We start from the raw sequence: 26,330 nt of genomic DNA, 5'->3' as shown, positions 1-26,330 counted from the left end.
GGAACGGCTTTTGCCCCCTCTCCCTTCAGGGAGAGGGCTGGGGAGAGGGCAATCGCCGCACAGATCTTTGCAGCATGTACTTGCCCTGCTCACGTTGATCTTCTGCACAGCTGTTCAGGCCGCCCAGCCCATCCGCTACTGCGACTACCCCGTCTACCCACCCATCTCCTGGAGCGACGGCCACGAAGTGCGCGGTCTGGCGCCACAAACCGTGCGCAGCGTGCTCGGCGAGCTGGGCTATGAAGTGAAGACCGTGGTGCTGGGCAACTGGAAGCGCTGCCTGCTGGACGCTGCCGAAGGCCGCGTCGACGTGGTGCTCGCCTACCAGACCCCGCAGCGCGACGACGGCCTGCTGTTCTCCCGTGTGCCGGTGCTGCGCGAAGAAGTAGCGATCTTCTACAACCGCCACAAGCCAGTGCGTTTCGACCAGTTGGGCGACCTAGGCCATTACCGCGGTGGACTGCTGTTCGGCGAGAGCTACGGGCCGGAATTCGACCGCTTCGTCGCCGAGCACGGCAACGTCGAATGGGTCTCCGACAGTCGCCAGAACTTCGGCAAGCTGATCCGCCAGCGCATCGACTTCATCGCCCACGAACGGCGCACCGGCACGCTGTTCGCCGAGCAACTGGCCGGTGGGCAGGACATCTTCGCGCTGTCCAGGCCGCTCACCGTGGACTACCTGCGCATTGCCGTCTCCCGCCATTCGCCGCTGGCCGCGCGGATGGACGAGATCGACGCGCTGCTGAAGAAACGCGTGGACGACGGCAGCGTCGCCCGCTGGCTGGAACAGAGCGAGCACGACTACCGCGCCATGCACGCCGGCGACGGGGTGCCGCGTTGAGGCTGCCCGGCGGCCTGGCCCGGCGCCTGCTGTTGCGGGTGCTGCTGTTCAGCCTGTGCTTCACCGTGTTGGCCAGCGCCGTGCAGTTGTACTTCGAGTATCGCCGCGAGATGCGCGACATCGATACGCGCCTGGAGCTGATCCGTGTCGGATACCTCGCCAGCTTCGAGCGCAGCCTATGGGACCTCAACCAGGAACAGCTGAACGTGCAGCTGCACGGCCTGGCCGACTTCCCCGACATCGCCCAGGTGCGCCTGCGCAGCGCCGACTTCAACCTGGTGCAGGACGCCGACGACCCGCGCGGGCCCTTCCGCATCGAGCGTTACTCCCTGGCCTTCCAGCCACCGGATGGCGAGCGCCGCGAGCTGGGCGAGCTGGAAATCAGCATCGACCTCGGCGCCGTCTATCTGCGCCTGCTCCATGGCGGGCTCGCCAGCCTGTTGTGGATGGGGGTGTTCCTCTGCGGCCTGGCGGTGGCGCTGAGCTGGCTGTTCCATAGCCTGGTCACCCGCCACCTGCGGGCCATGGCCGATTTCGTCCGCGGGCTCACCGGCGGCGACCTGGGCACCGAGCTGGTGCTGGCTAAAAAACGCTCAGGCGAAGAGGACGAAATCGACACCGTGGCCGATGCCCTCGACGGCTTGCGACGAGCCCTGCGCGCCGAGTTGCGCCGGCGCGAAGCCGACCGCGCGGCCCTGCAGAGCAAGCGCGACGAACTGCAGCGGCGGGTCGAGCGGCGCACCGCCAGCCTGCGCCGCGCCAAGGAGGAAGCCGAGGCCGCCAACCGCGCCAAGAGCCGCTTCCTCGCCACCATGAGCCACGAGATCCGCACGCCACTCAACGGCATCCTCGGCATGGCCGAACTGCTGCGCGCCGCGCCTATGGGCGAGCAGGACCGGCGCCGTCTGCAAGCACTGTCCACCGCCGGTGAAGGGCTGCTGGCGATCCTCAACGAGGTGCTGCACTTCGCCAAGCTGGAAGACGGCGCCAGCCAGCCCGAGCCGGTGGACTTCTCCCTGCGCCGCCTGCTCGACGACGTGGTGACCCTGCTGGAGCCGCGTGCCGAGGACAACGGCACCTGCCTGCGCCTGCGCGTCGATTCAGAGGTGCAGGACGCCTGCCGGGGCGCTGAGCAGTTCCTGCGCCAGGTGCTGAGCAACCTGCTGGCCAACGCGGTGAAGTTCACCGAGGAGGGCGAGGTGCTGCTGGAGGTCGCGCTACTGCAGAGCAGCGAGGCCGGGCAGCGTCTGCGCTTCAGCGTGACCGACGACGGTATCGGCCTTTCCGCCGAGCAGCAGGAGAGGATCTTCCAGCGCTTCACCCAGGCCAGCGACGAGGTGGCGCGGCGCTACGGTGGCACCGGGCTGGGGCTGGCGATCAGCAAGCGGCTGGTGCAAGCCATGGGCGGCGAGATCGGCGTGGAAAGCCTGGAGGGCGAGGGCAGCACCTTCTGGTTCGAGATCGTGCTGGCGCCGGGCGTGGTGGCGCACTCCAGCATGGTCGTCGAGCAGGCGCCGGCCCTGGACGTGCTGGTGGTGGAGGACGTCGCCCTCAACCGCGAAGTCGCCCAGGCGTTGCTGGAGCGCGACGGCCATCGCGTGCAGCTCGCCGATGACGCCGAGCCTGCGCTGACGCTGACTGCGGCGCGGCGCTTCGACCTGATCCTGCTGGACATGCACCTGCCAGGGATGACCGGCCTCGACCTGTGTCGCGCAATCCGTTCGCAGTCCGATGGACTGAATGCGACCACACCGATCCATGCCTTCACCGCCAGCGTGCAGCCGGGCATGGTCCGCCGCTACTTCGAGGCCGGCATGCAGGGCGTACTGGGCAAGCCCCTGCGCCTCGACGACCTGCGCCTTGCGCTGGCCGGCGTGGCCTGGGAGCCGCCGTCCGAGGCGGTGGAAAAGGGACCGCTGGATCATCAGGTTCTGGAGACCCACCGTCGTCTGCTGGGCGAGCACAAGCTGAACGAGCTGCTCGCCAGCCTATGGAAGCTGCTGGATGAGCAATGGCCATTGCTGCTGGATGCACTGCGCCAGGACGATGCGGTGGAGGCCGCCAGCCTGGCGCACCGGCTGGCGGGGAGCTGCCGGTCCATGGGCCTGCGCGGGTTGGGGGATTGCCTGGGTGAGCTGGAGGCGGCGGCGCTGGCAGGGGCTTCGCTGGCTGATTGGACGGAAAAGCTGAAGCAAGAGAGGGCGGTTGCCGCTGAACTCTTGAAGAGTAAACAGCCGTAGGGCGCATAACCTGGAACAGGTTATCCGCCATCTGCGGCGGCGGATAACGCTGGCGCGTTATGCGCCCTACGAGAGTCATAAGTGCTGAAAGCAGCGTCCCACGCGGTCTGCACAAAATCCTTACATCTTTCTACAACTTCGATCCTGGCGAACAACCCCGTCTTACATCGTCTTCCAATAATCCGGTGGCATCCGTGCCCGAGCCACGGCCTCTGATTGATTGGAGATAACAATAATGATCCAACGTAGAGTTCCGCTCAGCCGCGCCCGCCGTTCCCTGGAGGTGCGCCATGTCTGAGACCCATCACGCCGGTAGCGGCGAGAAGATACAGCTCACCCGCGCGCTCAAGAGCCGCCACATCTTCATGCTGTCGCTGGGCGGTGTCATCGGCACCGGCCTGTTCATGGGCTCGGGCGTCACCATTGGCTCCGGCGGCCCGATGGGCGCCATCCTCGCCTACCTGGTCGCCGGCCTGCTGATGTACCTGGTGATGGTCTGCCTGGGCGAGCTGTCGGTGCAGATGCCGGTCTCCGGTTCCTTCCAGGCCCACGCCACGCGCTTTATCGGCCCGGCCACCGGGTTCATGATCGGCTGGGTCTACTGGATGAGCTGGGCTTCCACCGTCGGCCTGGAATTCACCGCCGCCGGCATGCTGATGACCCGCTGGTTCCCCGAGGTGCCGATCTGGCTCTGGTCGGGCTTCTTCGTGGTTGTGCTGTTCTCCCTCAATGCCCTGGCCACCCGCGCCTTCGGCGAGGCCGAGTACTGGTTCTCCGGGATCAAGGTGGCGGCCATCCTCGGCTTCATCGTGGTCGGGGTGCTGGTGATCTTCGGCGCCATTCCGCTGAACGACGGCGCGGCCGCGCCGGGGCTGTCCAACCTGGTCAGCGACGGCCTGTTCCCCAACGGTCTGTCCGCGGTGTTCGCGGTGATGATGACGGTGGTCTACGCCTTCCAGGGCTGCGAGATCATGGGCGTCGCCGCCGGCGAGACCGACCAGCCGGAAAAGAGCATCCCGCGCGCCGTGCGCAACGTGGTGTTCCGCGTGCTGATCTTCTACGTGCTGGCGATTGTCGTGCTGTCCTGCATCGTGCCGTGGAAGCAGGCCGGCCTGATGGAAAGCCCGTTCGTGCAGGTATTCGACAGGGTTGGCATTCCCTATGCCGCCGACCTGATGAACTTCGTGATCCTCACCGCCATCCTGTCCGTGGGCAATTCCGGCCTGTACGCCTCCACGCGTATCCTCTGGGCCATGTCCAAGACCGGCATGGCGCCACGCAAGCTGTCGAAACTCAGCGCCCGCGGCGTGCCGCTCTATGCGCTGCTGATCAGCCTCGCCTTCGCCCTGCTGTCGCTGCTGACCAGCATCGTCGCCGCCGACACCCTGTTCATGGTGCTGATGGCGGTGAGCGGGATGTCCGGCACCGTTACCTGGATCGTCATCGCCTACGCCCAGTACCGCTTCCGCCGCGAGCACATGGCCAAGGGCGGCACTGTGGCCGACCTGAAATACGCAGCGCCGCTGTTCCCACTGATCCCGCTGGCGTGCATCGCGATCTGCTGTTCGCTGTTCGTCTTCCTCGCCCTGGACCCGACCCAGCGTCCGTCGCTGTACTGGGGCTTCGGCTTCATGGCGGCCTGCTACCTGGCGTACTACGTGCTCAAGCGCAAGCGTGGGCAAGTGTTGATGGATGAGGCAGTGCCGAGCATCGGCTGAGCCCTTCCGCTCCGGAGAAGCCCCGCCTCGCGGGGCTTTTCGCTTTGCGTAGGAGCGAGCTTTGTAGGATGGGTATCGATTCGCTTCACACCATCCTACGGTTCCTGCATTGGCGAGCATTGCCTCACGCCAATACTGCTGAACGATTGTTCGAAGTTGTAACAAACCCGCCCGTGATTCCCTGCAAAACCCCTCAGCCCCGCGCCGCGCGGCCTTCCCGTCGATAGGCAGGGCGTTACAAGCCACCCATTCGGGTGGATTGCCGGCTTGCTGAACAAGTGTTTAGTATTGGCTCCAACGCTTCATCCGCCTCAGCAAACGACTACAAGAACGAGGGCAGCATGACTCAGCCATCCCCGCTCAGCCGGGTCCAGGACGGTATCGCCTGGATCACCCTGAACCGCCCCGAGCAGCGCAACGCGCTCGACGTCCCCACGCTCAAGAACCTGCTGGCCCTGCTCGATGCCTACGAGGCCGATGCGGTCGTACGCGTCATCGTGCTGACCGGTGAAGGCCGCAGCTTCTGCGCCGGCGCCGACCTCGCCGAATGGGCCGAGGCCGAAGCGCGTGGCGAGCTGGAAACCTACGGCTGGACCGAAACCGCCCACGCCCTGATGCGTCGCCTGCACAGCCTGGACAAGCCGACCATCGCCGCCGTCAACGGCACCGCTGTCGGCGCCGGGATGGACCTGACCCTGTGCTGCGACTTCCGCATTGCCGGCGCCTCCGCGCGCTTCAAGGCCGGCTACACCGGCATGGCCTACTGCCCGGATGCCGGCGCCAGCTGGCACCTGCCGCGTCTGATCGGCGGCGAAGCGGCCAAGCGCCTGCTGTTCCTCGACGAGCTGTGGAGCGCCGAACGCGCGCTGAACGCAGGCCTGGTCGGCGAAGTGGTCGCCGACGATCAGCTGCAGGCCCACGTCGGTGAATTCGCCGCGCGTCTGGCTGCCGGCCCGACCTACGCCTTCGGCCACACCAAGCGCCTGATCCGCGAAGGCGCCAGCCGCACCCTGGCCCAGCAGCTGGAAGCCGAACAGGCTGCCGGCCTGCTCTGCGGCCGCAGTGAAGATGCCGCCGAGGCGCTGTGCGCCGTGGCCGAGAAACGCTCCCCCCAATTCAAAGGCCGCTGACGGCTGCAGGTGATGTGATGGATTTCCAACTGACCCAAGAACAGGAAATGCTCGTCGAGGCGGTCAAGGCTTTCGTCGAGAAAGAGCTGCTGCCCTACGAGGAAGAAGTGGACCGCGCCGACGCGGTGTCTCCGGAGCTGGCCGCGAAGATTCGCGGCAAGGCCCTGGCGGCCGGCTTCTACGCCTTCAACATGCCCGAGGAAGTCGGCGGTGGCGGCCTGGACTACCTGTCCCAGGCGCTGGTCGAGCGCGAACTGTCCAAGGTCTCCTGGGCCCTGCACGTGTTCGTCGCGCGCCCCTCGAAGATCCTCATGGCCTGCAAGGGCGAGCAGATTCAGAACTACCTGCTGCCGGTGGTGCAGGGCGAGAAGATCGACTGCTTCGCCCTCACCGAGCCGGGCGCCGGCTCCGACGCCAACTCGATCAAGACCCGCGCCGTGCGTGACGGCGAGGACTTCGTGATCAACGGTTCCAAGCACTTCATCAGCCACGCCGGCCACGCCGACTTCGCCATCGTCTTCGCGGTGACCGACACCTTCGAGCGCAACGGCAAGAAGCGCAACGCCGTGACCGCCTTCCTGGTCGACAAGGGCACCGCCGGCATGACCGTGCGCCGCGGCCCGAAATGCGTGAGCAACAAGGGCTACCACACCTACGAAATCTTCTTCGACGACTGCCGCGTGCCGGCCTCCCAGGTCCTGGGCGAAGTCGACAAGGGTTGGGAAGTGGCCAACGCCTGGCTCACCGCCGGCCGTGTGATGGTCGCCGCCAACTGCGTGGGCCAGGCCCAGCGCGCGCTGGACCTGGCACTGCAATGGTCGGCCGACCGCAAGCAGTTCGGTCAGGCCATCGGCAGCTACCAGGGCATCTCCTTCAAGCTCGCCGACATGGCCACGCAGATTCGCGCCGCCGAGCTGATGACCCTGCACACCGCCTGGAAGATGGACCGCGGCAGCATGACCGACGGCGAAGCCGGCATGGCCAAGCTGTTCGCCAGCGAAGTGCTGGGCAAGGTTGCCGACGAAACCGTGCAGATCTTCGGCGGCATGGGCCTGATGGACGAAGGCCCGGTGGAGCGCATCTGGCGCAACGCGCGCATCGAGCGCATCTGGGAAGGCACCTCGGAAATCCAGCGCCACATCATTTCCCGCGAACTGCTACGTCCACTGCTGCGCTGATTCTCGGCGCTTTTCGGGGAAGGCCGGCTGGTGTTGAAAGCCCCTCTCCCCAGCCCTCTCCCTGAAGGGAGAGGGGGCAAGAGCGATTCGGCACGCGGGCAGACACCGTGCGCCAAAGGATGACCCCGGAAGCTCCCCTCTCCCGTCACGGGGGGCGCCCAGTCAGAGGGGCTGGGGGAAAGGGCATAGCCCCGTATCGAGACCCGACATGAAAAGAGAAAACCTCCAGCGCCTGTTGGCCCCCCGTCACGTCGCCTTCATCGGTGGCCGCAGCATGGCGCGCGCGCTCAAGCGCTGCGCCGAAGGTGGCTTCGCCGGGCCGATGTGGCTGGTCAACCCGCAATACGATGAACTCGAAGGCGTGCCCTGTGTGCGCAGCGTTGCTGAGCTGCCCGAAGGGCCGGATGCGGTATTCGTCGCCACCAACCGCGACCTGACCCTGCAGGCCGTCGCCGAGCTGGCCGCCAAGGATGCCGGCGGCGCCATCTGCTACGCCTCCGGCTTTGCCGAAACCGGTGCCGAGGGTGAAGTGCTGCAGCGCCGCCTGCTCGCCAGCGCCGGTGACATGGCCCTGCTCGGCCCCAACTGCTACGGCCTGCTCGACTACCTGCATGGCTCCGCGCTGTGGCCGGTGGCCCATGGCGGGCACATCGTCGAGAAGGGCGTGGCCGTTCTCACCCAGAGCGGCAACTTTGCCTACAACCTGTCCATGAGCGACCGCTCGCTGCCCATCGCCTACATGGCCTCGGTGGGCAACCAGGCGCAACTGGGCGTGGCCGAACTGATGGACGTGCTGCTCGACGAGCCGCGCGTCACCGCCATCGGCCTGCACCTGGAAGGCCTGAAGAACGTTCCCGGCTTCGCCCGCGCCGCCTTCAAGGCACTGCAGAAAGGCATCCCGGTGATCGCGCTGAAGACCGGCGTCTCCGAGATCGGTGCGGAACTCGCGCTCAGCCACACCAGCTCCCTGGCTGGCTCCGATGCGCTGTACGACGCGCTGTTCGATCGCCTCGGGGTGATCCGCGTCAGCGGCCCGGTGAGCTTCATCGAAACCCTCAAGGCGGCCGCCTGCGGCAACCTGCCGGCCGGGCCGAGCCTGGCTGCGCTGGCCTGCTCCGGCGGTGACGCCGGGCTGATCGCCGACTACGCCGAGCGCAACGGCCTGAGCCTGCCCAAGCTGGTCGACGTGCAACGTACCGAGCTGGCGCAGGTGCTGCCGGACTACGCGAACATCGCTAACCCGCTGGACTTCACCACCGCCATCTGGGGCGACGGCCCAGCTCTGCAACGCATGCTCGACAGCGCCCTGCAGACCGAAGCCGACGCCGCCCTGCTGGTGCTGGACTACCCCGGCGAGGAAACCGGCGAGCGCCCGCAGTGCGACCTGCTGCTGGAGCTGTACTGCGCCGCGCTGGAGCGTCACGGCAAAGTCGGCTTCATCGCCTCCGCGCTGCCGGAGCTGCTGCCCAAACATGCCCGCGAACTGCTGCACTCCCACGGCGTCGCCGCGCTGCAAGGCGTGGAAGACGGACTCGCCGCCTGGGGCCGCATCGCCCATTACCGTCAGCGCCGCGAAGCGCTGCTGGCCCGTGGCGAAGCCGCGCTGGTACCGCTCTGCCCGCAGGCCCTGGAAGGTGCAGGCCGGCTGCTGGACGAGTGGCAGTCCAAGCAGGCGCTGAAACCCTTCGGCCTGCCGCTGCCGCGCGCCGCGCTGAGCACCCCGACCCAGGCCCGCGAAGCGGCTGCCGATGTCGGCTTCCCGCTGGCGCTGAAAGTCGTCAGTGCGCAGCTGCCGCACAAGACCGAGGCCGGTGGTGTGGCACTCAACCTGCGCAACGAGGCGGCGCTGGAAGCCGCGCTGTTCGACATGCGCGAGAACATCGCCCGTCACGCACCTGGCGTGCCCTTCGACCAGGTGCTGCTGGAGCGCATGGCCAATCCGCCACTGGCCGAGCTGATCGTCGGCATCAAGCGCGAGAACGGCTTCGGCCTGGCACTGGTGCTGGGGGCCGGCGGCATCCTCGTCGAGCTGCTCAAGGACAGCCGCAGCCTGCTGCTGCCGACCACCGACGCGGCGATCCGCGACGCCTTGCTGAGCCTGCGCAGCGCGCCGTTGCTCACCGGCTTCCGAGGTCGCGCACCGGTGAACCTGGAAGCGCTGGTGGAAGCCATCCGCGCCGTCGCCGACTACGCCTGCGAGCACGTGGACACCCTGCTGGAACTGGACGTGAACCCGCTGCTGGCGGACGCCGAAGGCGCCGTGGCGGTGGATGCACTGATCCGCACCGCTGAATGACCGTACCTGTAGGAGCGAGCTTGCTCGCGAACCATGCCCCGCAGCGGGGTTTGTTCGCGAGCAAGGGCTAGGCGCCCCCCTCGGTCCTACGAAAAGAACTTCAGTGCTGGGCGTTGAAGAAAGTACACGAACGTCCCCCTCTCCCTGAAGGGAGAGGGAGCAAAAGCGGCGCACGCCGGACACTCGGCGTAGGCCCCAACGAGTAGGGCGAATAACCGCTTGCGGTTATCCGCCGAAGAACAGTTCGGGAGATCGTTCATGCAAAACAACAAGAACCTCACCGGCGGCCAGGCCCTGGTACGCCTGCTGGCCAACTATGGCGTCGACACCGTGTTCGGCATTCCCGGTGTACACACCCTGGAGCTGTACCGCGGCCTGCCCGGCAGCGGCATCCGCCATGTGCTGACCCGCCACGAACAGGGCGCCGGCTTCATGGCCGACGGCTATGCGCGCGTCAGCGGCAAGCCGGGCGTGGCCTTCATCATCACCGGCCCGGGGGTGACCAACGCCGCCACCGCCATCGGCCAGGCCTACGCCGACTCGATTCCGATGCTGGTGATCTCCAGCGTCAACCACACCGCCAGCCTGGGCAAGGGCTGGGGCTGCCTGCACGAGACCCAGGACCAGCGCGCCATGACCGCGCCGATCACCGCGTTCTCGGCCGTCGCTCTGAGCGCCGAGGACCTGCCCGAGCTGATCGCCCGTGCTTACGCCGTGTTCGACAGCGAGCGCCCGCGCCCGGTGCACATCTCCGTGCCGCTGGATGTGCTCGCCAACCCCGTCGCTCGCGACTGGACCAATGAAGTGGTACGCCGTGCCGGCCGTGGCCAGCCCAGCGCCGATGCGCTCAAGCAGGCTGTGGATAAACTCCAGGCTGCCCAGCGTCCGATGATCATCGCCGGCGGCGGTGCGCTGCACGCCGCCGATGCCCTGGCCGCGCTGAGCGAGCGCCTGGCCGCGCCGCTGTTCACCAGCGTTGCCGGCAAGGGCCTGCTGGCGCCGGAAGCGCCGCTGTCCGCCGGCGCCACCCTGTGCACCCAGGCCGGCTGGGACACGATCGCCGAGGCCGACGTGGTCCTCGCCATCGGCACCGAGATGGCCGACACCGACTTCTGGCGCGACCGCTTGCCGGTCAGCGGCGAAGTGATCCGCGTCGATATCGACTCGCGCAAGTTCAACGACTTCTACCCGAGTGCCGTGGCGCTGCTGGGCGATTCGAAGGCCACCGCGCAGGCGCTGCTAGCTGCGCTGCCCAGCGCGACCCGCGACGCGGCGAAAGCGCAGTCGCGCATCGCCGAACTGCGTGCGCAGATCGAAGCCGGCCACGCGCCGCTGCAACGCATCCACCAGTCGATCCTGCAGCGCATCGCCAAGGTCCTGCCGGACAACGCCTTCATCGCCAGCGACATGACCCAGCTGGCCTACACCGCCAACTACCTCTACCCGAGCAAGGCCCCGCGCGGCTGGTTGCACCCCACCGGCTACGGCACCCTCGGCTACGGCGTGCCCGCCGGCATCGGCGCCAAGTTCGGCGCGCCGGAGCGCCCCGGCCTGGTGCTGGTCGGCGACGGTGGCTTCCTCTACACCGCGCAGGAACTGGCCACCGCCACCGAAGAGCTGGACAGCCCGCTGGTGGTGCTGCTGTGGAACAACGATGCGCTGGGGCAGATCCGCGACGACATGATCGGCCTGGACATCGAGCCCATCGGCGTCCTGCCGCGCAATCCGGACTTCGCCTTGCTCGGCCGTGCCTACGGCTGCGAGATGCGCCAGCCGCAGAGCCTGGACGAACTGGAGCGCGACCTGCGCGAAGGCTTCGCCCATCCGGGCGTGACCCTGATCGAGCTGAAACACGCCTGCGCGAAGTAGGCCCGTCGTACTCGCCGGGGCCGCACAGGTCCCGGCGCCGCAAGGAGTTCCCCATGCGCTATTCGAATTTCACCCAACGCATCGCCGGCGACGGCGCCGCCGCCTGGGACATCCACTACCGTGCCCTGGCGCGAATGGAGCAGGGTGACGACATCCTGTTGCTGTCGGTAGGCGACCCGGACTTCGATACCCCGGTGCCCATCGTGCAGTCGGCCATCGACAGCCTGCTGGCCGGCAACACCCATTACGCCGATGTGCGTGGCAAGCGTTCGCTGCGCGAAGCCATCGCCCGTCGTCACAGCGAGCGCAGTGGCCAGGCGGTCACCGCCGATGACGTGGTCGTGCTGGCCGGCGCCCAGTGTGCGCTGTATGCCGTGGCGCAGTGCGTGCTCAATCCGGGCGACGAGGTGATCGTCGCCGAGCCGATGTACGTCACCTACGAAGCGGTGTTCGGTGCCTGTGGCGCCAAGGTCATCCCGGTGTCGGTGCGCTCCGAGCACGGCTTCCGCGTGCAGGCCGAGGATGTCGCCGCACTGATCACCCCGCGCACCCGCGCGCTGGCGATCAACAGCCCGCACAACCCCTCCGGCGCCAGCCTGCCCCGGGGCACCTGGGAAAAGCTCGCCGAGCTGTGCGTGAAGCATGACCTGTGGATGATCTCCGACGAGGTCTACAGCGAGCTGCTGTTCGACGGCGAGCACATCAGCCCCGCCAGCCTGCCGGGTATGGCCGAGCGCACTGCGACCCTCAACAGCCTGTCGAAATCCCATGCGATGACCGGTTGGCGAGTAGGCTGGGTGGTCGGCCCGCAGGAACTCTGCGCGCACCTGGAAAACCTCGCCCTGTGCATGCTCTACGGCTCACCGGACTTCATCCAGGACGCCGCCTGCACCGCGCTGGAAGCGAAGCTGCCGGAACTGGAAGCCATGCGCGAGGCCTATCGCCAGCGCCGCGACCTGGTGCTCGACTGCCTCGCTGATTGCGTCGGCGTGCGCGCCCTGCGCCCGGACGGCGGCATGTTCGTGATGGTGGATATCCGCGCCACCGGGCTCTCCGCCCAGGACTTCGCCGATGTGCTGCTGGACCGCCACGGCGTTTCCGTACTGGCCGGCGAAGCCTTCGGCCCCAGCGCCGCCGGGCACATCCGCCTGGGCCTGGTGCTCGGCGCCGAGCCGCTGCGCGAAGCCTGCCGCCGCATCGCCTTGTGCGCTGCCGAATTGCTCAAGGAAAAACGCTATGCATGATCGTACGCAGCTCTACATCGACGGCGCCTGGGTGGTGCCGCAAGGGCAGGGCATGGCCGAGGTGCAGAACCCGGCCACCGAGGAATGCGTCGGCCGCGTTCCCCTGGGTGGCGAAGGTGACGTGAACCGCGCGGTGGACGCCGCGCGCCGGGCTTTCCCGGCCTGGTCGCAGACGCCTTCCCACGTCCGCGCCGGCTACATCCGTGCCCTCGCCGAACAACTGAAAAGCCGCGCCGATGAGATGGCCGGGCTGATCACCGCCGAGCTGGGCATGCCCGTGCAGTGGTGCCGCATGGTGCAGGTCGACGGGCCCATCGAGGGCCTGGAAAGCTACGCCGCCATGGCCGCGCACATGGACGAAGTACGCGAGGTCGGCAACTCGCTGGTGGTGAAGGAAGCGGTGGGCGTCTGCGCCTTCATCAACCCCTGGAACTACCCGCTGCACCAGCTTATCGGCAAGCTCGCCCCGGCCCTCGCCGCCGGCTGCACCGTGGTGGTCAAGCCGAGCCAGGACACCCCGCTGCACGCCTTCCTGCTCGCCGACATGGTCCACGCCATCGGTCTGCCGGCCGGTGTGTTCAACCTGGTCAGCGGCCCCGGCTCCAAGGTCGGCGAAGCGCTGGCGCGGCATCCGGATGTGGACATGGTGTCGTTCACCGGTTCCACCGGCGCGGGTGTGAAGGTCTCCGAAGCGGCAGCACCGACGGTCAAGCGCGTGTGCCTGGAGCTGGGCGGCAAGTCGCCGTTCCTGATCACCGCCGACGCTGATCTGGCCGCCGCCGTGCGCCACGGCGTGCAGGACGTGATGATCAACTCCGGGCAGACCTGCACCGCGCTCACGCGCATGCTGCTGCCGGCCCATCGCTATGCCGAAGCCGTGGAAATCGCCCGCGTCGAAGCCCTCGTGCTGAAGATGGGCGACCCGCTGGACGCAGACAGCTTCCTTGGCCCGATGTGCTCGGCTGGCCAGCGCCGCACCGTGCTCGACTACATCCGCGTCGGCCAGGATGAGGGCGCGCAGCGGGTCTGCGGTGGCGCCGAGCGCCCGGCTCACCTGGAGCGCGGGCACTATGTGCAACCGACGATCTTCGCCGGCGTGACCAACCAGATGCGCATCGCCCGAGAGGAAATCTTCGGCCCGGTGCTCTGCCTGATTCCCTACGCCGACGAGGCCGAGGCGATTGCCATCGCCAACGACTCGCCGTTTGGCCTGTCCAGCGCCGTGTGGGCAGGCGACCGCGAAGATGGCCTGCGCCTCGCCCGGCAGATACGCGCCGGCCAATGTTTCGTCAACGGTGGTGCCTTCAACTATCGTGCGCCCTTCGGTGGCTACAAGCAGTCCGGCAACGGCCGCGAATGGGGCGAGCAGGGCTTGCACGAGTTCGTCGAGCTCAAGGCCATTCAACTCTGAGCGACTGAAGAGCACCCTCTCCCCAGCCCTCTCCCGCCAGCGGGAGAGGGAGCCGTTCGGAGTTTCCGGATGGAAGGGAGTTGGCCGGCGAGCACGGGAATTCCCGTTCGTACCGGCCAGTCCCCTCTCCCTTCAGGGAGAGGGTTAGGGAGAGGGCAACGCCCAGCGCCAATACCCGACCATTCAGGACCCGACATGAACGTACTGATCGTCCACGCCCACAACGAGCCGCAATCCTTCAGCACCGCGCTGTACCAGCTCGCCGAGGAAACCCTGCGCGGCCAGGGCCACGAGGTGCAGGTCTCCGACCTCTACGCGATGAACTGGAACCCGGTGGCCAGCGCCGCCGACTTCGGCGCCCGCGCCAACCCCGAGTACCTGGTCTATGCCCTGGAACAGCGCGAAGGCGCCAAGGCCAAGACCATCGCCGCCGACATCCAGGCCGAGCTGGAAAAACTGCTCTGGGCGGACCTGGTGATCTTCAACTTCCCGATCTACTGGTTCTCCGCGCCGGCCATCCTCAAGGGCTGGTTCGACCGCGTGCTGGTCTCGGGCATCTGCTACGGCGGCAAGCGCTTCTACGACCAGGGTGGCCTGGCCGGCAAGAAGGCGCTGGTGAGCGTGACCCTCGGCGGGCGCGATCACATGTTCGGCGACGGCGCTATCCACGGCCCGCTGGAGGACATGCTGCGGCCGATCCTGCGTGGCACCCTGGCCTACACCGGCATGAGCGTGCTGCCGCCTTTCGTGGCCTGGCATGTGCCCTACATCAGCAACGAGGCGCGCCAGGACTTCCTGCGCCAGTACCAGGACCGTCTGCAGAACCTGGAGAGTGATACGCCGCTGGAGTTCGTGCGCCTGGATCAGTTCGACGAGCGCCTCTACCCGCTGCCGCGCTGATCGGCTTTCTGTAGGACCGAGGGGGCGCCCAGCCCTTGCTCGCGAACCGCTCAACTTTGGCGCCGCCGTTTGACCTGTTCGCGAGCAAGCTCGCTCCTACACCATCCGGCTCGGCTCCGTTGCTCTGGCCAGCAACGAAAAAGGGCGGTCATCCGAAGATGGCCGCCCCTGGAGAAAGAGTCAGTCGCTGCAGCCAGGTATGCGCGGGGGAGAGGGCCGTCGATTGGTGTATCGGCGGCCGTACGATGAGCCTGGTATGCCCAACGTTGCTGCAGCGACTTGTCCGGCACTATACGTGGTAACAATCGGCAAAAAACGACCCTATACTGCGATTCAGTTTTGCGGCGCGGACAACAATGGTTGTCATCTCCTACAGGCGCCTACGACAAGATCAACAGGCAGGGGGAAGCATGGACGTACTTCACGCGATGCGGGCATTCGTCCGGGTGGTGGATGCCGGCAGTTTCACCGCCGCCGCCAACGCCCTGGGGCTATCCACAGCCCAGGTCTCCCGCGTGGTCTCCGACCTCGAAGCCCAGCTTGAAGCACGTCTGCTGCACCGCACCACAAGGCGCCTGGCGCTGACCGAAACCGGCGAGCGCTACCTGCTGCGCTGCCGGGAAATTCTCGCCGATGTCGATGAAGCCCAGGCCGAAGCCAGCGGTGCGCATCTCAAGCCGCGCGGCCGCCTGCGCGTGCATTCGCTCACCGGCCTCGGCCAGCAGCATCTGATCCCCCTGATCTCGCGCTACTGCGAGTCCTTCCCCGAGGTCTACATCGAGCTGACCCTGGCCCAGCGCCAGCCGGACATTCTCGAAGAGGGCCAGGACGTGGTGATCACCCGCGACCGCGAGCTGCCCGACTCCGAGTTCGTCGCCCAGACCCTGGGCACGATCTACAGCGTGCTCTGTGCCAGCCCCGAATACCTCAAGCGGCGCGGTACCCCGACCAGTGTCGCAGACCTGCACCAGCACCAGTGCCTGCGCCTGCAGGACCCGACCTTCCCCGAGGGCTGGGCCTTCGAGGAGGGCAACGAGGAAAGCGTGATCCGCCCGCGCGACACCTTCATGGTCAACGTCGCCGAAGCGCTGACCGGTGCTGCGGCCGCCGGCATGGGTATCTGCCTGCTACCCAGCTACGTCGCCGCGCCCGCGCTGCGTCGCCGCTCACTGGTGCGCGTGCTGCCCCGGCACAGCCTGCACGTGCGGCAGATCTATGCGCTGTATCCGTCGCGGCGCTTCCTCGACGCGAAGATCCGCACCTGGGTCGAGTTTCTCAAGGCGGAGCTGCCGCGGGTCTTCGAGGACGACGAAGCAGCGCTCAACGATCCCGTCAACTGGGCATAAGGCAAAGGGCTAGCGTGGCGGGTCGTCGCAGCCGCTCTATGTCGGCATTCTCGGACGATCGGCGCGGATTGTTGCTTTTTAGGCAATGCTTTGTTGGTTAGCTAGCTATTTTTCGATCCACTGTTGCGCCGTAACCTTTCAACAACCCCGACCAACCGGGTGTTCAGAAAGGATCACCGTCATGTCCCGTTCTCTTTATGTTGCTGCCCTGCTGTCCCTCTGCTCGCTGTCCTTCACTCAGCTGAGCTTCGCCGAAGAATCGCGCCTGATGACCGACAAGATGGTCAAGGCCAACGAAGCCGTGATTGCCCAGCAGCAGGCCCAGTCCGCCGAGCAGACCGCCAAGGCCGCCGCTGGCAGCAACGCCGATTCCTGATCGGCCGCTTCCCCCGGGAGGTCCGGAGCGTGAGCCGGGCTTCTCAACACCTTGCGCCGCATAAGATATGCGGCGTTTTTTTGCCTGCGTTTCCGCTACCGGGACAAGGACTATTACAGAAGCTGTAACAGTCTTTCGCTGCGGGTGAGCTGTATTCCTGTCTTATCGGTCAATATACTTGACCCAACAGCGCGGCTTTCGAGCAGCGCCGTTACCGGCCTCACCGCCGGCAAGCTTCCCGACGCCGATTCTTGATTGCTCCAGATCGACGTCCGTCTCAAGGCCGCTGTTTCCAGCGGCCTTTTTTTATGCCGCTGGAAAAGCGCAGGCGGGCTGGTAGGCTGGGCGCACTCCGTGCCCAGGGCCGGATTCGACAAGGATGCCGAGATGACCACTGATAACCCCTTCGCCACCCCTCAAGCCGACCTGGCCGCGCCTTCCGCCCCCGTCAAGTCGGCGACGAACCAGCCGTTCCACTTTGTCGCCGCGATGGTCGTGGCGGCGGCGATTATCTTCTTCGGCAGCAATGCCGTTCAGTTGATGGGTGTCATGGGCAGTATGGGAGACCAGTTGCTGGAGCTCCTGCCCTTCCGCCTGTCCAGTTGGATGGGCGGCATGCTCGTCCCTACGGCGGCGGTCCTGCTGTTGGTGCAGCATCAGCGTGAGCGCCAGGGGGTAGCACGCTTTCGGCCGCAGGCAGGTTTGCTGGTGGGGTTCGTGGGGCTTTACCTGCTCTGCTCGCTGATCGTGAGCATTATCATTGCCTACGCAAGTCAGTCGTACATTCAATGGGCCGAGCAGTCCATCACAGGCAATTTCTGGATGCTCGCCTATGGCCAGGTCTCCGGGCTGGCCAGCCTGCTGCTGGGTTGCCTTCTTCCACTGTGGCTGCTGTTGCGCCGGGCCGGTCGACATTCGGATCTGCTGGAGCCGGGCCAGTCGCTGACATTGCCTTCCTGGCAGGTGGCACTGGGTGTTGCGCTGTGCTTTATCGCGCTGACCTATAAGCTGGTCTCGACCCTCAGTTACAGTTCGCGCTGGGGATATATTGGTGCTACCGGCTGGGTTCCGGTCTTCCTGCTGGTTGGTTGCGCGCTGCCCTTCGGGATTGTTTTCACGGCCATCCGCCAGCGCTTGCCGGCAAATGTCTCGCGCTTCGCCGCCGGTCGCGTGCTGGCCTGCGCGCTAGTGCTGTTGGCGATGTGGGGGGTGGCTATCGGGCTGGTATCGGTCCTGGTGGCGCTTGCCGCCTACAACTCGCTGAACGCCAGCAGCCTGCCGCTTTACCTGCTGCCGCCGTCGATCCTGCTGCTGGCTCTACTCTGGCCGTTGGCGCGCTGGTGCACCGGCTGGTTCTTCGCCGAGCAGCTGGTTCAGTCCTCGCCTAGGTAATCCCCGCGGCTCAGCCCATGGCGCTGCATCTTCTCGTTGAGGGTGCGGCGCGGCAGACCGAGCAGCTCCATCACCGCCTTGATGTCGCCCTTGCACTGGCCCAGTGCCTGGCGGATGCACTCGGCCTCGTAGGCTTCCATGCGTTCGAACAGACCGTTGCCGGCGGGCTCGATCGGCAGCTCGGCGCGGTCCAGGCCGAGCACGTGGCGCTCGGCGGCGTTGGCCAGTTCACGCACGTTGCCCGGCCAGTCGTGGGCGAGCAGGCGCGCCAGTTCGCTGGCCGATAACGGCGCGGCCTCGCGGCCGAACTTCTCGCTGGCCAGCAGCGCGTAGTGCTCGAACAGCAGCGGGATGTCCTCGCGGCGCTCGCGTAGCGGCGGCAGGCGCAGTTCGGCGACGTTCAGGCGATACACCAGGTCCTCGCGGAAGCGTCCGGCGCGGGCTTCTTCGAGCAGGTCCGGCTTGGTCGCGGCGATGACCCGCAGGTCGACCTTGATGCTCTGGTTCGAGCCCAGGCGCTCCAGCTGCTGCTCCTGCAGCACGCGCAGCAGCTTCACCTGCTGGGCCAGCGGCATGCTCTCGATCTCGTCGAGGAACAGGCTGCCACCGTTGGCGTGCTCCAGCTTGCCGATGCGCTTGCCCTGGGCGCCGGTAAAGGCGCCGCTTTCGTGGCCGAACAGCTCGGTCTCGAACAACTGCTCGGGGATCGCCGCGCAGTTCAGCGCGACGAAGGGCTTGCCGGCGCGCGGGCCGAAGTCGTGCAGGCAGCGTGCGACCAGCTCCTTGCCGCTGCCGGTGTCGCCACGGATCAGCACGTTCACCGGCGTACCGGCCAGCGCCATGATCTGCCGGCGCAGGGTTTCCACGGGCCGCGAGACGCCGAGCAGCCGCGATTCGATCTGGTCCTTGAGCGCCGCCTGTTCGCGCAACTGGCGGTTCTCCTGCACCAGCCGGCGTTTCTCCAGGGCGCGGCGCAGGCTGTCGAGCAGGCGTTCGGGGGTGAAGGGTTTCTCGATGAAGTCGTAGGCACCCTGGCGCATCGCCTGTACCGCCATGGGTACGTCACCATGGCCGGTGACCATGATCACCGGCAGGTCGCGGTCGATCTGCTGCAGGCGTTCGAGCAGGGCCAGGCCGTCGGTGCCGGGCATGCGCACATCGCTGATGACTACGCCGGGCAGCTCGCGGGAGACACTTTTCAGGCACTCGTCGGCGCTGCTGCACAGGCGCACTTCGAAGCCTGAAAGTTGCAGCCACTGCTGCACGGCGTCGCGGATGGCGGCTTCGTCGTCGACGAAGAGGATGGTCTCGCTCATGGTCTTCTTTCTTCGCTGGCGGCCGGCAGGTTCAGGCGGAACACCGCGCCGCCGGTGGGCTGGTTGGCGGCGCCGAGGCGCCCGCCGAGTTCGTGGACGATGCCATAGGATACCGCCAGCCCCAGGCCCAGTCCTTCGCCCACCGGCTTGGTGGTGAAGAAGGGGTCGAAGACGCTGGCCAGGTGTTCGTCGTCGATGCCCGGGCCGTTGTCGGCCACCTCCAGGCACCATTGGTCGTCTTCGCGGCGCAGGGTCAGCTCGATGCGTGGCCGGTCACTGCTGGCCACCGCGTCCAGGGCATTACGGATCAGGTTGACCAGCACCTGTTCCAGGCGGATCGCGTCGCCCAGCACACAGGCGGGCAGGTCGAGGTGCTGATGGATCTCCACGCCCTCGCTGCGGATGCGCACGGCCAGCAGCTGCAGCGCCTGTTCGATGACGTGGCCCAGCTCGATGCGCTCGCGCAGGCCGCCGGGTGTCTTGCGGGCGAAGGTCTTCAGGTGGCCGGTGAGCGCGGCCATGCGTTCGAGCAGTTCATCCACGCGCACCAGCGCGGCGCGGGCGTCGTCCTGGCGGCCGGCGTCGAGCAGCAGGCGTACGCTGGCCAGCTGCATGCGCTGGGCGGTGAGCGGCTGGTTGATCTCATGGGCCAGCGCGGCGGACATCTGCCCCAGCGCGGCCAGCTTGGCGGCCTGTACCAGGCCATCCTGGGCGGTGCGCAGGGCGGCGGTGCGCTGTTCGACCAGACGCTCCAGCTCTTCCTGATTGCGCTGGCGCAGGCGGGCGAGGCGGCGGCGCTGTTGCAGCCAGAGCACGAGGAACACCAGCGCCAGCCAGACGCCGGCGGCGGCCAGCCGCGCACTGGTGACGTCGGACTGCACGCCGTGGGGATTGCGCAGCAGGTGCAGGGTCCACTCGTCTTCCGGCAGACCGACCGATTGCCAGAGGTAGTCGCCGCTGATGTCCTGGCCGTCGACGCGGACCATGCGCGCGTGTTCGCCGAGGGTTTCCAGCGTCCGGTGCGGCAGCGCGCTGAGTGGCTGCTTGTGGTACTGGCGGGTGTCGGCCATCTCGGCGCGGGCCACGGCGTCCAGCGGCATCAGTTCGCGGTAGCGCCAGCGCGGGTGGTTGGCGAGGAACACCACGCCCTTGCTGTCACTCACCAGTACCACGTCCGGGGTCTGGCTCCACTGCCGCTCCAGGTCGGGGAACTCCAGCTTGACCACGATGGCGCCGAGGAAGCGGCCGTCGTCGTCGCGCAGGGCGTTGGACAGGAAGTAGCCGGGAATCCCGCTGGTCACGCCGACGGCGTAGAAGCGCCCGGCGCCCTGGGCAATGGTCTGGCGGAAGTAGGGGCGGAAGCCGTAGTTGTGGCCGACGTAGCTGACCGGCAGGTTCCAGTTGCTGGCGGCCACGGCGAGGCCGGTGTGGTCCAGCAGCTCCAGGGTCGAGGAGCGTGCCGCGCCGTTGATTTCCTGCAGCTTGAGGTTGAGCCGGTGCTGCAGCTCGCCGGTCACCGGGCCGCGCATGGCCGCGCGTAGTTCCGGGTCCAGCGCCAGCACGGCGGGGATGCTGCGGAAGCGCTCGATCAGGGTGTGCAGGGAGTTGGCATAGAGGCCGAGCTGTTCGTGGGCGGCTTCTGCCTCGGCCAATAGCGCGCGGTGCCGCGCCTTTTCGCCGGCCCAGAATACCGACAGCACCAGCCCGGCCAGCAGGAGCAGGCAGATCAGCAGCAGGCGAAGAGGGCGGGCAGGCGACATGTTCGACGGTGTTCGACCAACGGTCGGCGACAATAGCATGACCACGCGCTGGTCCGGCGCCCCGCTGCCTCGCTAAACTGCCGCATCCCGATGGAGAGCTTCGATGCAGTTGTCGTCCTGGACCCACGAAGGGTCCGCCGGTTTCACCCTGCGCGGTTGGCGCAGCGAGCCCAGTGGCAAGCCGCTGCTGCACTTCCTGCATGGCAATGGCTTCTGCGGCCGCGCCTACGAGCCGATGCTCAAGGTGCTGGCCAAGGATTTCGACCTCTGGCTGTGCGACGTCCAGGGCCATGGCGACAGTGACCATGGCGGGCGTTTCCACGGCTGGAACCGTAACGCCGAGATGGCGGTGGAGGCCTTCCAGGCCGGCAACCCGGTATTCGGCGACGTGCCGCATTACGCTGCAGGGCACAGCTTTGGCGGCGTGCTCAGCAGCCTGATCCTCGGTCGCCATCCCGAGTTGTTCCGTCGCGCCGTGCTGCTCGACCCGGTGCTCTTCACCCCGGCGATGATCGGTGTGATGGCGCTCTCCGAAGTGCTCGGCCTGCACAAGCGCCGCACCATGGTGCAGAAGGCGCGCTCGCGGCGCAGCCAGTGGGCGGACCGCGAAGCGGCCTACGCCGGCCTGCACGGTCGCGGCATCTTCAAGGGTTGGACCGACGATGCGCTCTGGGCCTACGTGGAGAACGCGATGAAGCGTACCGAGGCCGGTGTCGAGCTGAAATGCCGGCCCAGCCGCGAGGCGGAAATCTTCAGTTCCTTCCCCAAGCGCCTGTGGCCGACGCTGAACAAGGTGGTGACGCCGACCCAGGTACTGTTCGGCGAGCGCACCTATCCCTTCGTGCCCAAGTCCGTGGCGCGCTGGTGTGCTTCGAACACCGTGGTGAGCGGCCAGTGCGTCGACGGCGGCCACTGCTTCATGCAGGAATTCCCCGAGGAGAGCGCCGAGCGAGTCTCGCGCTTCCTGCTGGGCCACGAATGAACGACCCGGCCCGCGAGTCCGTCTGGCTGGCGCTGTCCGAGTTGTGGCTGGACACCGAGCTGGATGCAGCAGACCTCGCAGCCATCGCCGGCACCCTGGCGATCAGCGGCCTGACCGTGGAAGAGCTGGAGGCGATCTACCGGCTGGAAGTGGCGCCGGTGGTCTGGAGCAACGCCTGGACGACGGCGGGAGTGTGGGACGGCTTCGATCCGGACTGGCTGTTCGAGGCCTGCCGGCGCAACCAGCGGCGCCGCCGAGGGCTCTGGCATCGGTTGCGCTGCCGGGTTCTGCGGCGTGCGATGACCTATGCCACCGAGGACCACTGGCAGAAGATCCGCGTGCAGCTCTAGTCGCCGACTTTCTTGTCCTGGTGCGCGCGGCGCCATTCGTCCAGGCGGATGACCTCACCCTTGGGGCGCGCTGGCGGCGGGGTGTCGTCGAACACCGCATCGATGATCTCTTCATCCACCGGAGCCGCGGCGGGATGGAAGGTGGCGACGGGGGAAACCGGCATGCGCGGCTCGGGCTCCATGCGGAACGGCGCCAGCTCTACGCGGCCCAGGTGCTGGCCGAACATCGCAATGGTGCCGGCGTAGCGTTCCTGCCCGGTGGCGGTGAATTCGAACGCGTACTCGCGGGCCAGGCGCAGGTTGCCCCGGCCGTCGCGCTGGAAGCGGAAGCGCTGCAGGGCCATGGCGTCATCGAGCAGCTCCACCCCCTCGCGCGCGCAGTGCTGCTTGGCCAGGGCCAGGGCGCGCTCGCGGATGCCATGGGCACGCCACCACCAGGCGGCGCCGGCAATGACCAGCATGAAGATGAAAAGATTGCCCAGGTCCACTTCGGCTTCCTCGGAATCGGCGCACCAGCTTACTCACTCCGCCGTCGGGCGGCGAGGGGCGGATGTTCACAGCGTGTGAATTGCGCCCCATACTGCCCCATTCTGTAGCAGGACACCGTTATGCCGCGCACTCCCCACGTTCTCGCCATCCAGTCCCACGTCGTCTTCGGCCATGCAGGCAACAGCGCTGCCGAGTTCCCCATGCGACGCGTCGGGGTGAACGTCTGGCCGCTGAACACCGTGCAGTTCTCCAACCATACCCAGTATGGCCACTGGACCGGCCAGGTGCTGCCGCCGGAGCAGATTCCCGCGCTGGTGGATGGCATCGCCGCCATCGGTGAACTGGGCAACTGCGACGCGGTGCTCTCGGGTTACCTGGGCAGCGCGGCGCAGGGCCGCTCGATCCTCGAAGTGGTGCGCCGCATCCGCGAAGTGAACCCGCGCGCCGTTTATCTGTGCGACCCGGTGATGGGCCATCCGGAGAAGGGCTGCATCGTCGCCCCGGAAGTCGGCGAGTTCCTGCTCCACGAGGCTGCTGCCGTGGCCGACTACCTGTGCCCCAACCAACTGGAGCTGGACAGCTTCTGCGACCGCCAGCCGACCTCCCTGGAGGACTGCGCGGCGATGGCCCGTGGCCTGCTGGTGCGTGGCCCGAAGGCGATCCTGGTGAAGCACCTGAACTACCCCGGCAAGCCGGCGGACGCCTTCGAAATGCTGCTGGTGACCCTGGACGAGACCTGGCACCTGCGCCGCCCGCTGCTGGCCTTCCCGCGCCAGCCGGTGGGCGTGGGCGACCTGACATCCGGGCTGTTCCTCGCCCGCCTGCTGCTGGGCGATGATCTGCGCACTGCCTTCGAGTTCTGCGCCGCCGCCGTGCACGAGGTGCTGCTGGAAACCCAGGCCTGCGGCAGCTACGAGCTGGAGCTGGTGCGCGCGCAGGATCGCATCGCCCACCCGCGGGTGAAGTTCGAGGCGGTGAAGCTGGGGTGAGGGCATGTCCAGCTCGCCGTACTTCCCCTGTAGGAGCGAGCTTGCTCGCGAATTGATTTACCGGTGGCTCTGGGCGTTGGGCGGTTCGCGAGCAAGCTCGCTCCTACGAAGAGCGGTTCAGAGCATGTACTTGCCCAGCAGCAACCCGCCCACCACCATCGCCGTCAGCAGCCCGAACGCCAGCCCCAGGCGCTTCTCGATGGCTTCGCGCAGTGCCGGGCCGGCCCAGAACAGCAGCGCGCAGGTGGCGGCGAAGCGCAGGGTGCGCGCCACCACGCTCAAGGCGATGAACAGCACCAGGTCCAGCTGGGTCACCCCGCTGGTCAGGGTGATCAGCTTGTAGGGCAGCGGCGTGAAGCCGCCGCCCAGCAGCACCATCAGCCAGCCGAGCTCGTTGTAGCGCTCGGCGACCTCGGCGAAGTTCTCCTGCAGGCCGTAGAAGACGAGGATCGCCTGGCCCACCGTTTCGAACAGCAGCAGGCCGATGAAGTAGCCGGCGATACCGCCCAGCACCGAACTGACGATGCAGATCGCCGCATAGCGCCAGGCCTTGGCGCGGTTGGCCAGGACCATCGGCACCAGCAGCGCGTCCGGTGGGATGGGGAAGAACGAACTCTCGGCGAAGGTCACCCCGCCCAGCGCCAGCTCTGCCCGCGGATGTCCCGCCAGGCGCATGGTCCAGTCATAGAGCCGGCGCAGCATGGCGTCAGGCCGACTGCGGCAGGTGGTCGTCGCTGGGCGCCGTGGTGGCGTCCTCGCGCTCGACCCGCTCGACCATGCCGCGGGCGATTTCCCGCTCGCCCATGATCACCAGGTTGGCACCGTTCTGCTCCAGGTAGTCCACCTCGGCGTCGAAGTGGGCGCGGGCGATGATATCCAGGTTCGGGTTGATCGCCCGCGCATGGCTGGAGATCGTCCCGGCCTCGAAGCCGTTGGGGATGGCGATCAGCAGCCAGCGCGCCGAGGTGATGTTGGCCTGGTTCAGGACGTCGGGATTGGCGGCATTGCCGACCACCACGCAGAGACCGTGCTCGCGCAGTTCGGCGGCCTTCTCGCGCTTGTCCTCGATCACCACCACCGGGACCTTGTCCTTGCGCAGGCGCTCGCTGACCAGCGCACCAACGCGGCCGTGGCCAATGAGGATGGCGTGGTTCTCTTCCAGCACCGGTGGCGGCAGATCCGGCGCCTCCACCTGGACCACGCCGGGGTCGTTCTCGGCCTTCTGCTCCTGGCGCGCCTGCAGGCGGTCGATGGCGATGAACAGCAGCGGGTTGACCAGGATCGACAGGATTGCCCCGGCCAGCACCAGGTCGCGGCCGGCTTCGGGCAGCAGGTTCAGGGTCACGCCCAGACCGACCAGGATGAAGGAGAACTCGCCGATCTGCGCCAGGCTCGCGGCGATGGTCAGCGCGGTGCTGTTGGGGTGGCCGAACATGCGCACGATGACGTAGGCCGCCACCGACTTGCCGAAGACGATCACCAGGAAGGTGGCCAGCACCGGCAGCGGCTCGTGGATCAGGATCGCCGGGTTGAACAGCATGCCGACGGAGACGAAGAACAGGACGGCGAAGGCGTCGCGCAGCGGCAGCGAGTTTTCCGCCGCCTCGTGGCTGAGCTCGGATTCGTTGAGGATCATCCCGGCGAAGAAGGCGCCCAGGGCGAAGGACACGCCGAAGATCACCGCCGAGCCATAGGCGATGCCCAGCGCGATGGCCAGCACGGCGAGGGTGAACAGTTCGCGCGAGCCGGTTTTCGCGACACGCTCCAGTACCCAGGGTACGAAGCGGCGGCCGCCCAGGATCATCACCGCAACGAAGGCGGCGACCTTGCCCAGGGTCAGCAGGATCGGCATCAGCAGGCCGCCGTCGCCACCGTCGGAGGTGCCGCCCAACGAGCCAGCCAGCGCCGGCAGCAGGACCAGGGTGAGGACCATGGCGAGGTCCTCGACGATCAGCCAGCCGATGGCGATGCGCCCGCGCTTGGTGTCGATCAGCTGGCGCTGCTCCAGCGCTCGCAGCAGGACCACGGTGCTGGCCACCGACAGCGCGAGGCCGAAGACCAGACCACCGCCGAAGTTCCAACCCATCATCCAGGCCAGGCCCAGGCCGAGCAGGGTGGCGACGCCGATCTGCACCACCGCGCCGGGAATGGCGATGGCTTTTACCGACAACAGGTCCTTGAGCGAGAAGTGCAGGCCGACGCCGAACATCAGCAGGATCACGCCCAGTTCGGCGATCTCCGTGGACAGCGCCTGGTCGGCGACATAACCGGGGGTGAAGGGGCCGGCCAGTACGCCGGCGAGCAGGTAGCCCACCAGTGGCGAGATGCGCAGGCGGTTGGCCAGGGCGCCGAGGACGAAGGCCAGCACGAAGCCGACGGCGAGGGTGGTCAGTAGCGGGGTGTGATGCATGGTCTGGGCTCCGGGCACTCAGGGAGCGACCGGACTGCGTATCAGCACCGGGTCGCTCGACGGTGGGTCACGGGGGCAAACCCGCGTGTGAAA

At 67.2% G+C, this 26,330-nt stretch carries 21 protein-coding genes; 16 read left to right on the top strand and 5 right to left on the bottom strand.

The features are described from left to right. Window positions 1–67: 67 nt before the first annotated feature. The 13 genes from ACKI1H_RS04565 (at window position 68) to ACKI1H_RS04505 (ending at window position 17,941) form a co-directional block, all read left to right on the top strand. Window positions 68–841, top strand: coding sequence for a substrate-binding periplasmic protein (locus ACKI1H_RS04565; protein WP_138523363.1), 774 nt, complete (start codon window positions 68–70; stop codon window positions 839–841). Next, window positions 838–3,081 carry an ATP-binding protein gene (locus ACKI1H_RS04560; RefSeq protein WP_440467763.1) on the top strand — a complete coding sequence of 748 codons (2,244 nt, stop codon included), beginning with the start codon at window positions 838–840 and terminating at the stop codon, window positions 3,079–3,081. Before ACKI1H_RS04565 ends, ACKI1H_RS04560 begins: the two co-directional genes overlap by 4 nt. Before the next feature lie 290 nt (window positions 3,082–3,371). Beyond that, window positions 3,372–4,799, top strand: a complete 1,428-nt coding sequence (locus tag ACKI1H_RS04555) for an amino acid permease (protein WP_440467762.1) — start codon at window positions 3,372–3,374, stop codon at window positions 4,797–4,799. Window positions 4,800–5,140: 341 nt separating this feature from the next. Next, window positions 5,141–5,929 (top strand): enoyl-CoA hydratase/isomerase family protein, encoded by a 789-nt coding sequence (locus tag ACKI1H_RS04550; RefSeq protein ID WP_440467761.1) that lies wholly within the window; start codon window positions 5,141–5,143, stop codon window positions 5,927–5,929. Between the two features lie 17 nt (window positions 5,930–5,946). Next, complete coding sequence (locus tag ACKI1H_RS04545) at window positions 5,947–7,107, top strand: acyl-CoA dehydrogenase family protein (RefSeq protein WP_138523355.1); 1,161 nt, start codon at window positions 5,947–5,949, stop codon at window positions 7,105–7,107. Between the two features lie 208 nt (window positions 7,108–7,315). Continuing rightward, window positions 7,316–9,403, top strand: a complete 2,088-nt coding sequence (locus ACKI1H_RS04540; RefSeq protein ID WP_138523353.1) for an acetate--CoA ligase family protein — start codon at window positions 7,316–7,318, stop codon at window positions 9,401–9,403. Window positions 9,404–9,661: 258 nt separating this feature from the next. Then, window positions 9,662–11,272 (top strand): 5-guanidino-2-oxopentanoate decarboxylase, encoded by a 1,611-nt coding sequence (locus ACKI1H_RS04535; RefSeq protein ID WP_440467760.1) that lies wholly within the window; start codon window positions 9,662–9,664, stop codon window positions 11,270–11,272. Window positions 11,273–11,325: 53 nt separating this feature from the next. Continuing rightward, window positions 11,326–12,516, top strand: coding sequence for a pyridoxal phosphate-dependent aminotransferase (locus ACKI1H_RS04530; protein ID WP_440467759.1), 1,191 nt, complete (start codon window positions 11,326–11,328; stop codon window positions 12,514–12,516). Beyond that, window positions 12,509–13,927, top strand: coding sequence for an aldehyde dehydrogenase family protein (locus ACKI1H_RS04525; protein ID WP_440467758.1), 1,419 nt, complete (start codon window positions 12,509–12,511; stop codon window positions 13,925–13,927). The genes ACKI1H_RS04530 and ACKI1H_RS04525 overlap by 8 nt, the downstream gene beginning before the upstream one ends. Window positions 13,928–14,122: 195 nt before the next feature. Continuing rightward, complete coding sequence (locus ACKI1H_RS04520) at window positions 14,123–14,827, top strand: NAD(P)H-dependent oxidoreductase (protein ID WP_440467757.1); 705 nt, start codon at window positions 14,123–14,125, stop codon at window positions 14,825–14,827. Between the two features lie 410 nt (window positions 14,828–15,237). After that, the gene (locus ACKI1H_RS04515; RefSeq protein WP_138523343.1) at window positions 15,238–16,173 is read left to right on the top strand and encodes a LysR family transcriptional regulator; all 936 of its coding nucleotides are present in this window, start codon (window positions 15,238–15,240) and stop codon (window positions 16,171–16,173) included. Window positions 16,174–16,354: 181 nt separating this feature from the next. After that, a complete protein-coding gene (locus tag ACKI1H_RS04510) occupies window positions 16,355–16,549 on the top strand; it encodes a hypothetical protein (protein WP_138523341.1) in 195 nt (64 codons plus the stop codon). Between the two features lie 255 nt (window positions 16,550–16,804). Then, window positions 16,805–17,941 (top strand): hypothetical protein, encoded by a 1,137-nt coding sequence (locus ACKI1H_RS04505; RefSeq protein WP_440467756.1) that lies wholly within the window; start codon window positions 16,805–16,807, stop codon window positions 17,939–17,941. On the opposite strand, the gene ACKI1H_RS04500 is transcribed toward ACKI1H_RS04505, so the two are convergent. Both ACKI1H_RS04500 and ACKI1H_RS04495 read right to left on the bottom strand, forming a co-directional pair. After that, complete coding sequence (locus ACKI1H_RS04500) at window positions 17,923–19,257, bottom strand: sigma-54-dependent transcriptional regulator (protein WP_440467755.1); 1,335 nt, start codon at window positions 19,255–19,257, stop codon at window positions 17,923–17,925. The two genes, ACKI1H_RS04505 and ACKI1H_RS04500, sit on opposite strands and share 19 nt — an antisense overlap. Further along, window positions 19,254–21,017, bottom strand: coding sequence for a sensor histidine kinase (locus ACKI1H_RS04495; protein WP_280055593.1), 1,764 nt, complete (start codon window positions 21,015–21,017; stop codon window positions 19,254–19,256). The genes ACKI1H_RS04500 and ACKI1H_RS04495 overlap by 4 nt, the downstream gene beginning before the upstream one ends. A gap of 103 nt (window positions 21,018–21,120) precedes the next feature. Here ACKI1H_RS04495 and ACKI1H_RS04490 point away from each other — a divergent pair, with 103 nt between their 5' ends. Together ACKI1H_RS04490 and ACKI1H_RS04485 are read left to right on the top strand one after the other, a co-directional pair. Continuing rightward, a complete protein-coding gene (locus ACKI1H_RS04490) occupies window positions 21,121–21,999 on the top strand; it encodes an alpha/beta fold hydrolase (RefSeq protein ID WP_138523333.1) in 879 nt (292 codons plus the stop codon). Then, complete coding sequence (locus tag ACKI1H_RS04485; protein ID WP_088420778.1) at window positions 21,996–22,349, top strand: DUF7079 family protein; 354 nt, start codon at window positions 21,996–21,998, stop codon at window positions 22,347–22,349. The genes ACKI1H_RS04490 and ACKI1H_RS04485 overlap by 4 nt, the downstream gene beginning before the upstream one ends. On the opposite strand, the gene ACKI1H_RS04480 is transcribed toward ACKI1H_RS04485, so the two are convergent. Continuing rightward, window positions 22,346–22,810: a DUF3301 domain-containing protein gene (locus ACKI1H_RS04480; RefSeq protein ID WP_425049006.1), complete on the bottom strand. Its 465-nt coding sequence runs from the start codon at window positions 22,808–22,810 to the stop codon at window positions 22,346–22,348. The two genes, ACKI1H_RS04485 and ACKI1H_RS04480, sit on opposite strands and share 4 nt — an antisense overlap. A gap of 147 nt (window positions 22,811–22,957) precedes the next feature. On the opposite strand from ACKI1H_RS04480, the gene pdxY reads away from it, so the two are divergent. Continuing rightward, entirely contained in the window at window positions 22,958–23,827 is an 870-nt protein-coding gene (gene pdxY, locus ACKI1H_RS04475) for a pyridoxal kinase PdxY (protein WP_045213929.1), read from the top strand. A 117-nt stretch (window positions 23,828–23,944) separates the two neighbouring features. On the opposite strand, the gene ACKI1H_RS04470 is transcribed toward pdxY, so the two are convergent. Both ACKI1H_RS04470 and ybaL read right to left on the bottom strand, forming a co-directional pair. After that, complete coding sequence (locus ACKI1H_RS04470) at window positions 23,945–24,529, bottom strand: YqaA family protein (RefSeq protein WP_440467754.1); 585 nt, start codon at window positions 24,527–24,529, stop codon at window positions 23,945–23,947. A gap of 4 nt (window positions 24,530–24,533) precedes the next feature. After that, entirely contained in the window at window positions 24,534–26,237 is a 1,704-nt protein-coding gene (gene ybaL, locus ACKI1H_RS04465) for a YbaL family putative K(+) efflux transporter (RefSeq protein ID WP_138523325.1), read from the bottom strand. Window positions 26,238–26,330 lie beyond the last annotated feature (93 nt).

This window comes from Pseudomonas sp. YH-1, assembly GCF_051990045.1.
Lineage (GTDB): Bacteria > Pseudomonadota > Gammaproteobacteria > Pseudomonadales > Pseudomonadaceae > Pseudomonas > Pseudomonas nicosulfuronedens.
Note: the sequence above shows the minus strand (reverse complement) of the source record. Positions and strands in the feature narration are given on the sequence as shown.

Bases quoted from the DNA above. Each gene is read 5' to 3' on its own strand.
- ACKI1H_RS04545 (WP_138523355.1), top strand. From the start codon at position 5,947: ATGGATTTCCAACTGACCCAAGAACAGGAAATGCTCGTCGAGGCGGTC.
- ACKI1H_RS04495 (WP_280055593.1), bottom strand. From the start codon at position 21,017: ATGTCGCCTGCCCGCCCTCTTCGCCTGCTGCTGATCTGCCTGCTCCTG.
- ACKI1H_RS04530 (WP_440467759.1), top strand. From the start codon at position 11,326: ATGCGCTATTCGAATTTCACCCAACGCATCGCCGGCGACGGCGCCGCC.
- ACKI1H_RS04500 (WP_440467755.1), bottom strand. From the start codon at position 19,257: ATGAGCGAGACCATCCTCTTCGTCGACGACGAAGCCGCCATCCGCGAC.
- ACKI1H_RS04525 (WP_440467758.1), top strand. From the start codon at position 12,509: ATGCATGATCGTACGCAGCTCTACATCGACGGCGCCTGGGTGGTGCCG.
- ACKI1H_RS04510 (WP_138523341.1), top strand. From the start codon at position 16,355: ATGTCCCGTTCTCTTTATGTTGCTGCCCTGCTGTCCCTCTGCTCGCTG.
- ACKI1H_RS04555 (WP_440467762.1), top strand. From the start codon at position 3,372: ATGTCTGAGACCCATCACGCCGGTAGCGGCGAGAAGATACAGCTCACC.
- pdxY (WP_045213929.1), top strand. From the start codon at position 22,958: ATGCCGCGCACTCCCCACGTTCTCGCCATCCAGTCCCACGTCGTCTTC.
- ybaL (WP_138523325.1), bottom strand. From the start codon at position 26,237: ATGCATCACACCCCGCTACTGACCACCCTCGCCGTCGGCTTCGTGCTG.
- ACKI1H_RS04550 (WP_440467761.1), top strand. From the start codon at position 5,141: ATGACTCAGCCATCCCCGCTCAGCCGGGTCCAGGACGGTATCGCCTGG.
- ACKI1H_RS04520 (WP_440467757.1), top strand. From the start codon at position 14,123: ATGAACGTACTGATCGTCCACGCCCACAACGAGCCGCAATCCTTCAGC.
- ACKI1H_RS04515 (WP_138523343.1), top strand. From the start codon at position 15,238: ATGGACGTACTTCACGCGATGCGGGCATTCGTCCGGGTGGTGGATGCC.
- ACKI1H_RS04490 (WP_138523333.1), top strand. From the start codon at position 21,121: ATGCAGTTGTCGTCCTGGACCCACGAAGGGTCCGCCGGTTTCACCCTG.
- ACKI1H_RS04485 (WP_088420778.1), top strand. From the start codon at position 21,996: ATGAACGACCCGGCCCGCGAGTCCGTCTGGCTGGCGCTGTCCGAGTTG.
- ACKI1H_RS04480 (WP_425049006.1), bottom strand. From the start codon at position 22,810: ATGCTGGTCATTGCCGGCGCCGCCTGGTGGTGGCGTGCCCATGGCATC.
- ACKI1H_RS04535 (WP_440467760.1), top strand. From the start codon at position 9,662: ATGCAAAACAACAAGAACCTCACCGGCGGCCAGGCCCTGGTACGCCTG.
- ACKI1H_RS04540 (WP_138523353.1), top strand. From the start codon at position 7,316: ATGAAAAGAGAAAACCTCCAGCGCCTGTTGGCCCCCCGTCACGTCGCC.
- ACKI1H_RS04470 (WP_440467754.1), bottom strand. From the start codon at position 24,529: ATGCTGCGCCGGCTCTATGACTGGACCATGCGCCTGGCGGGACATCCG.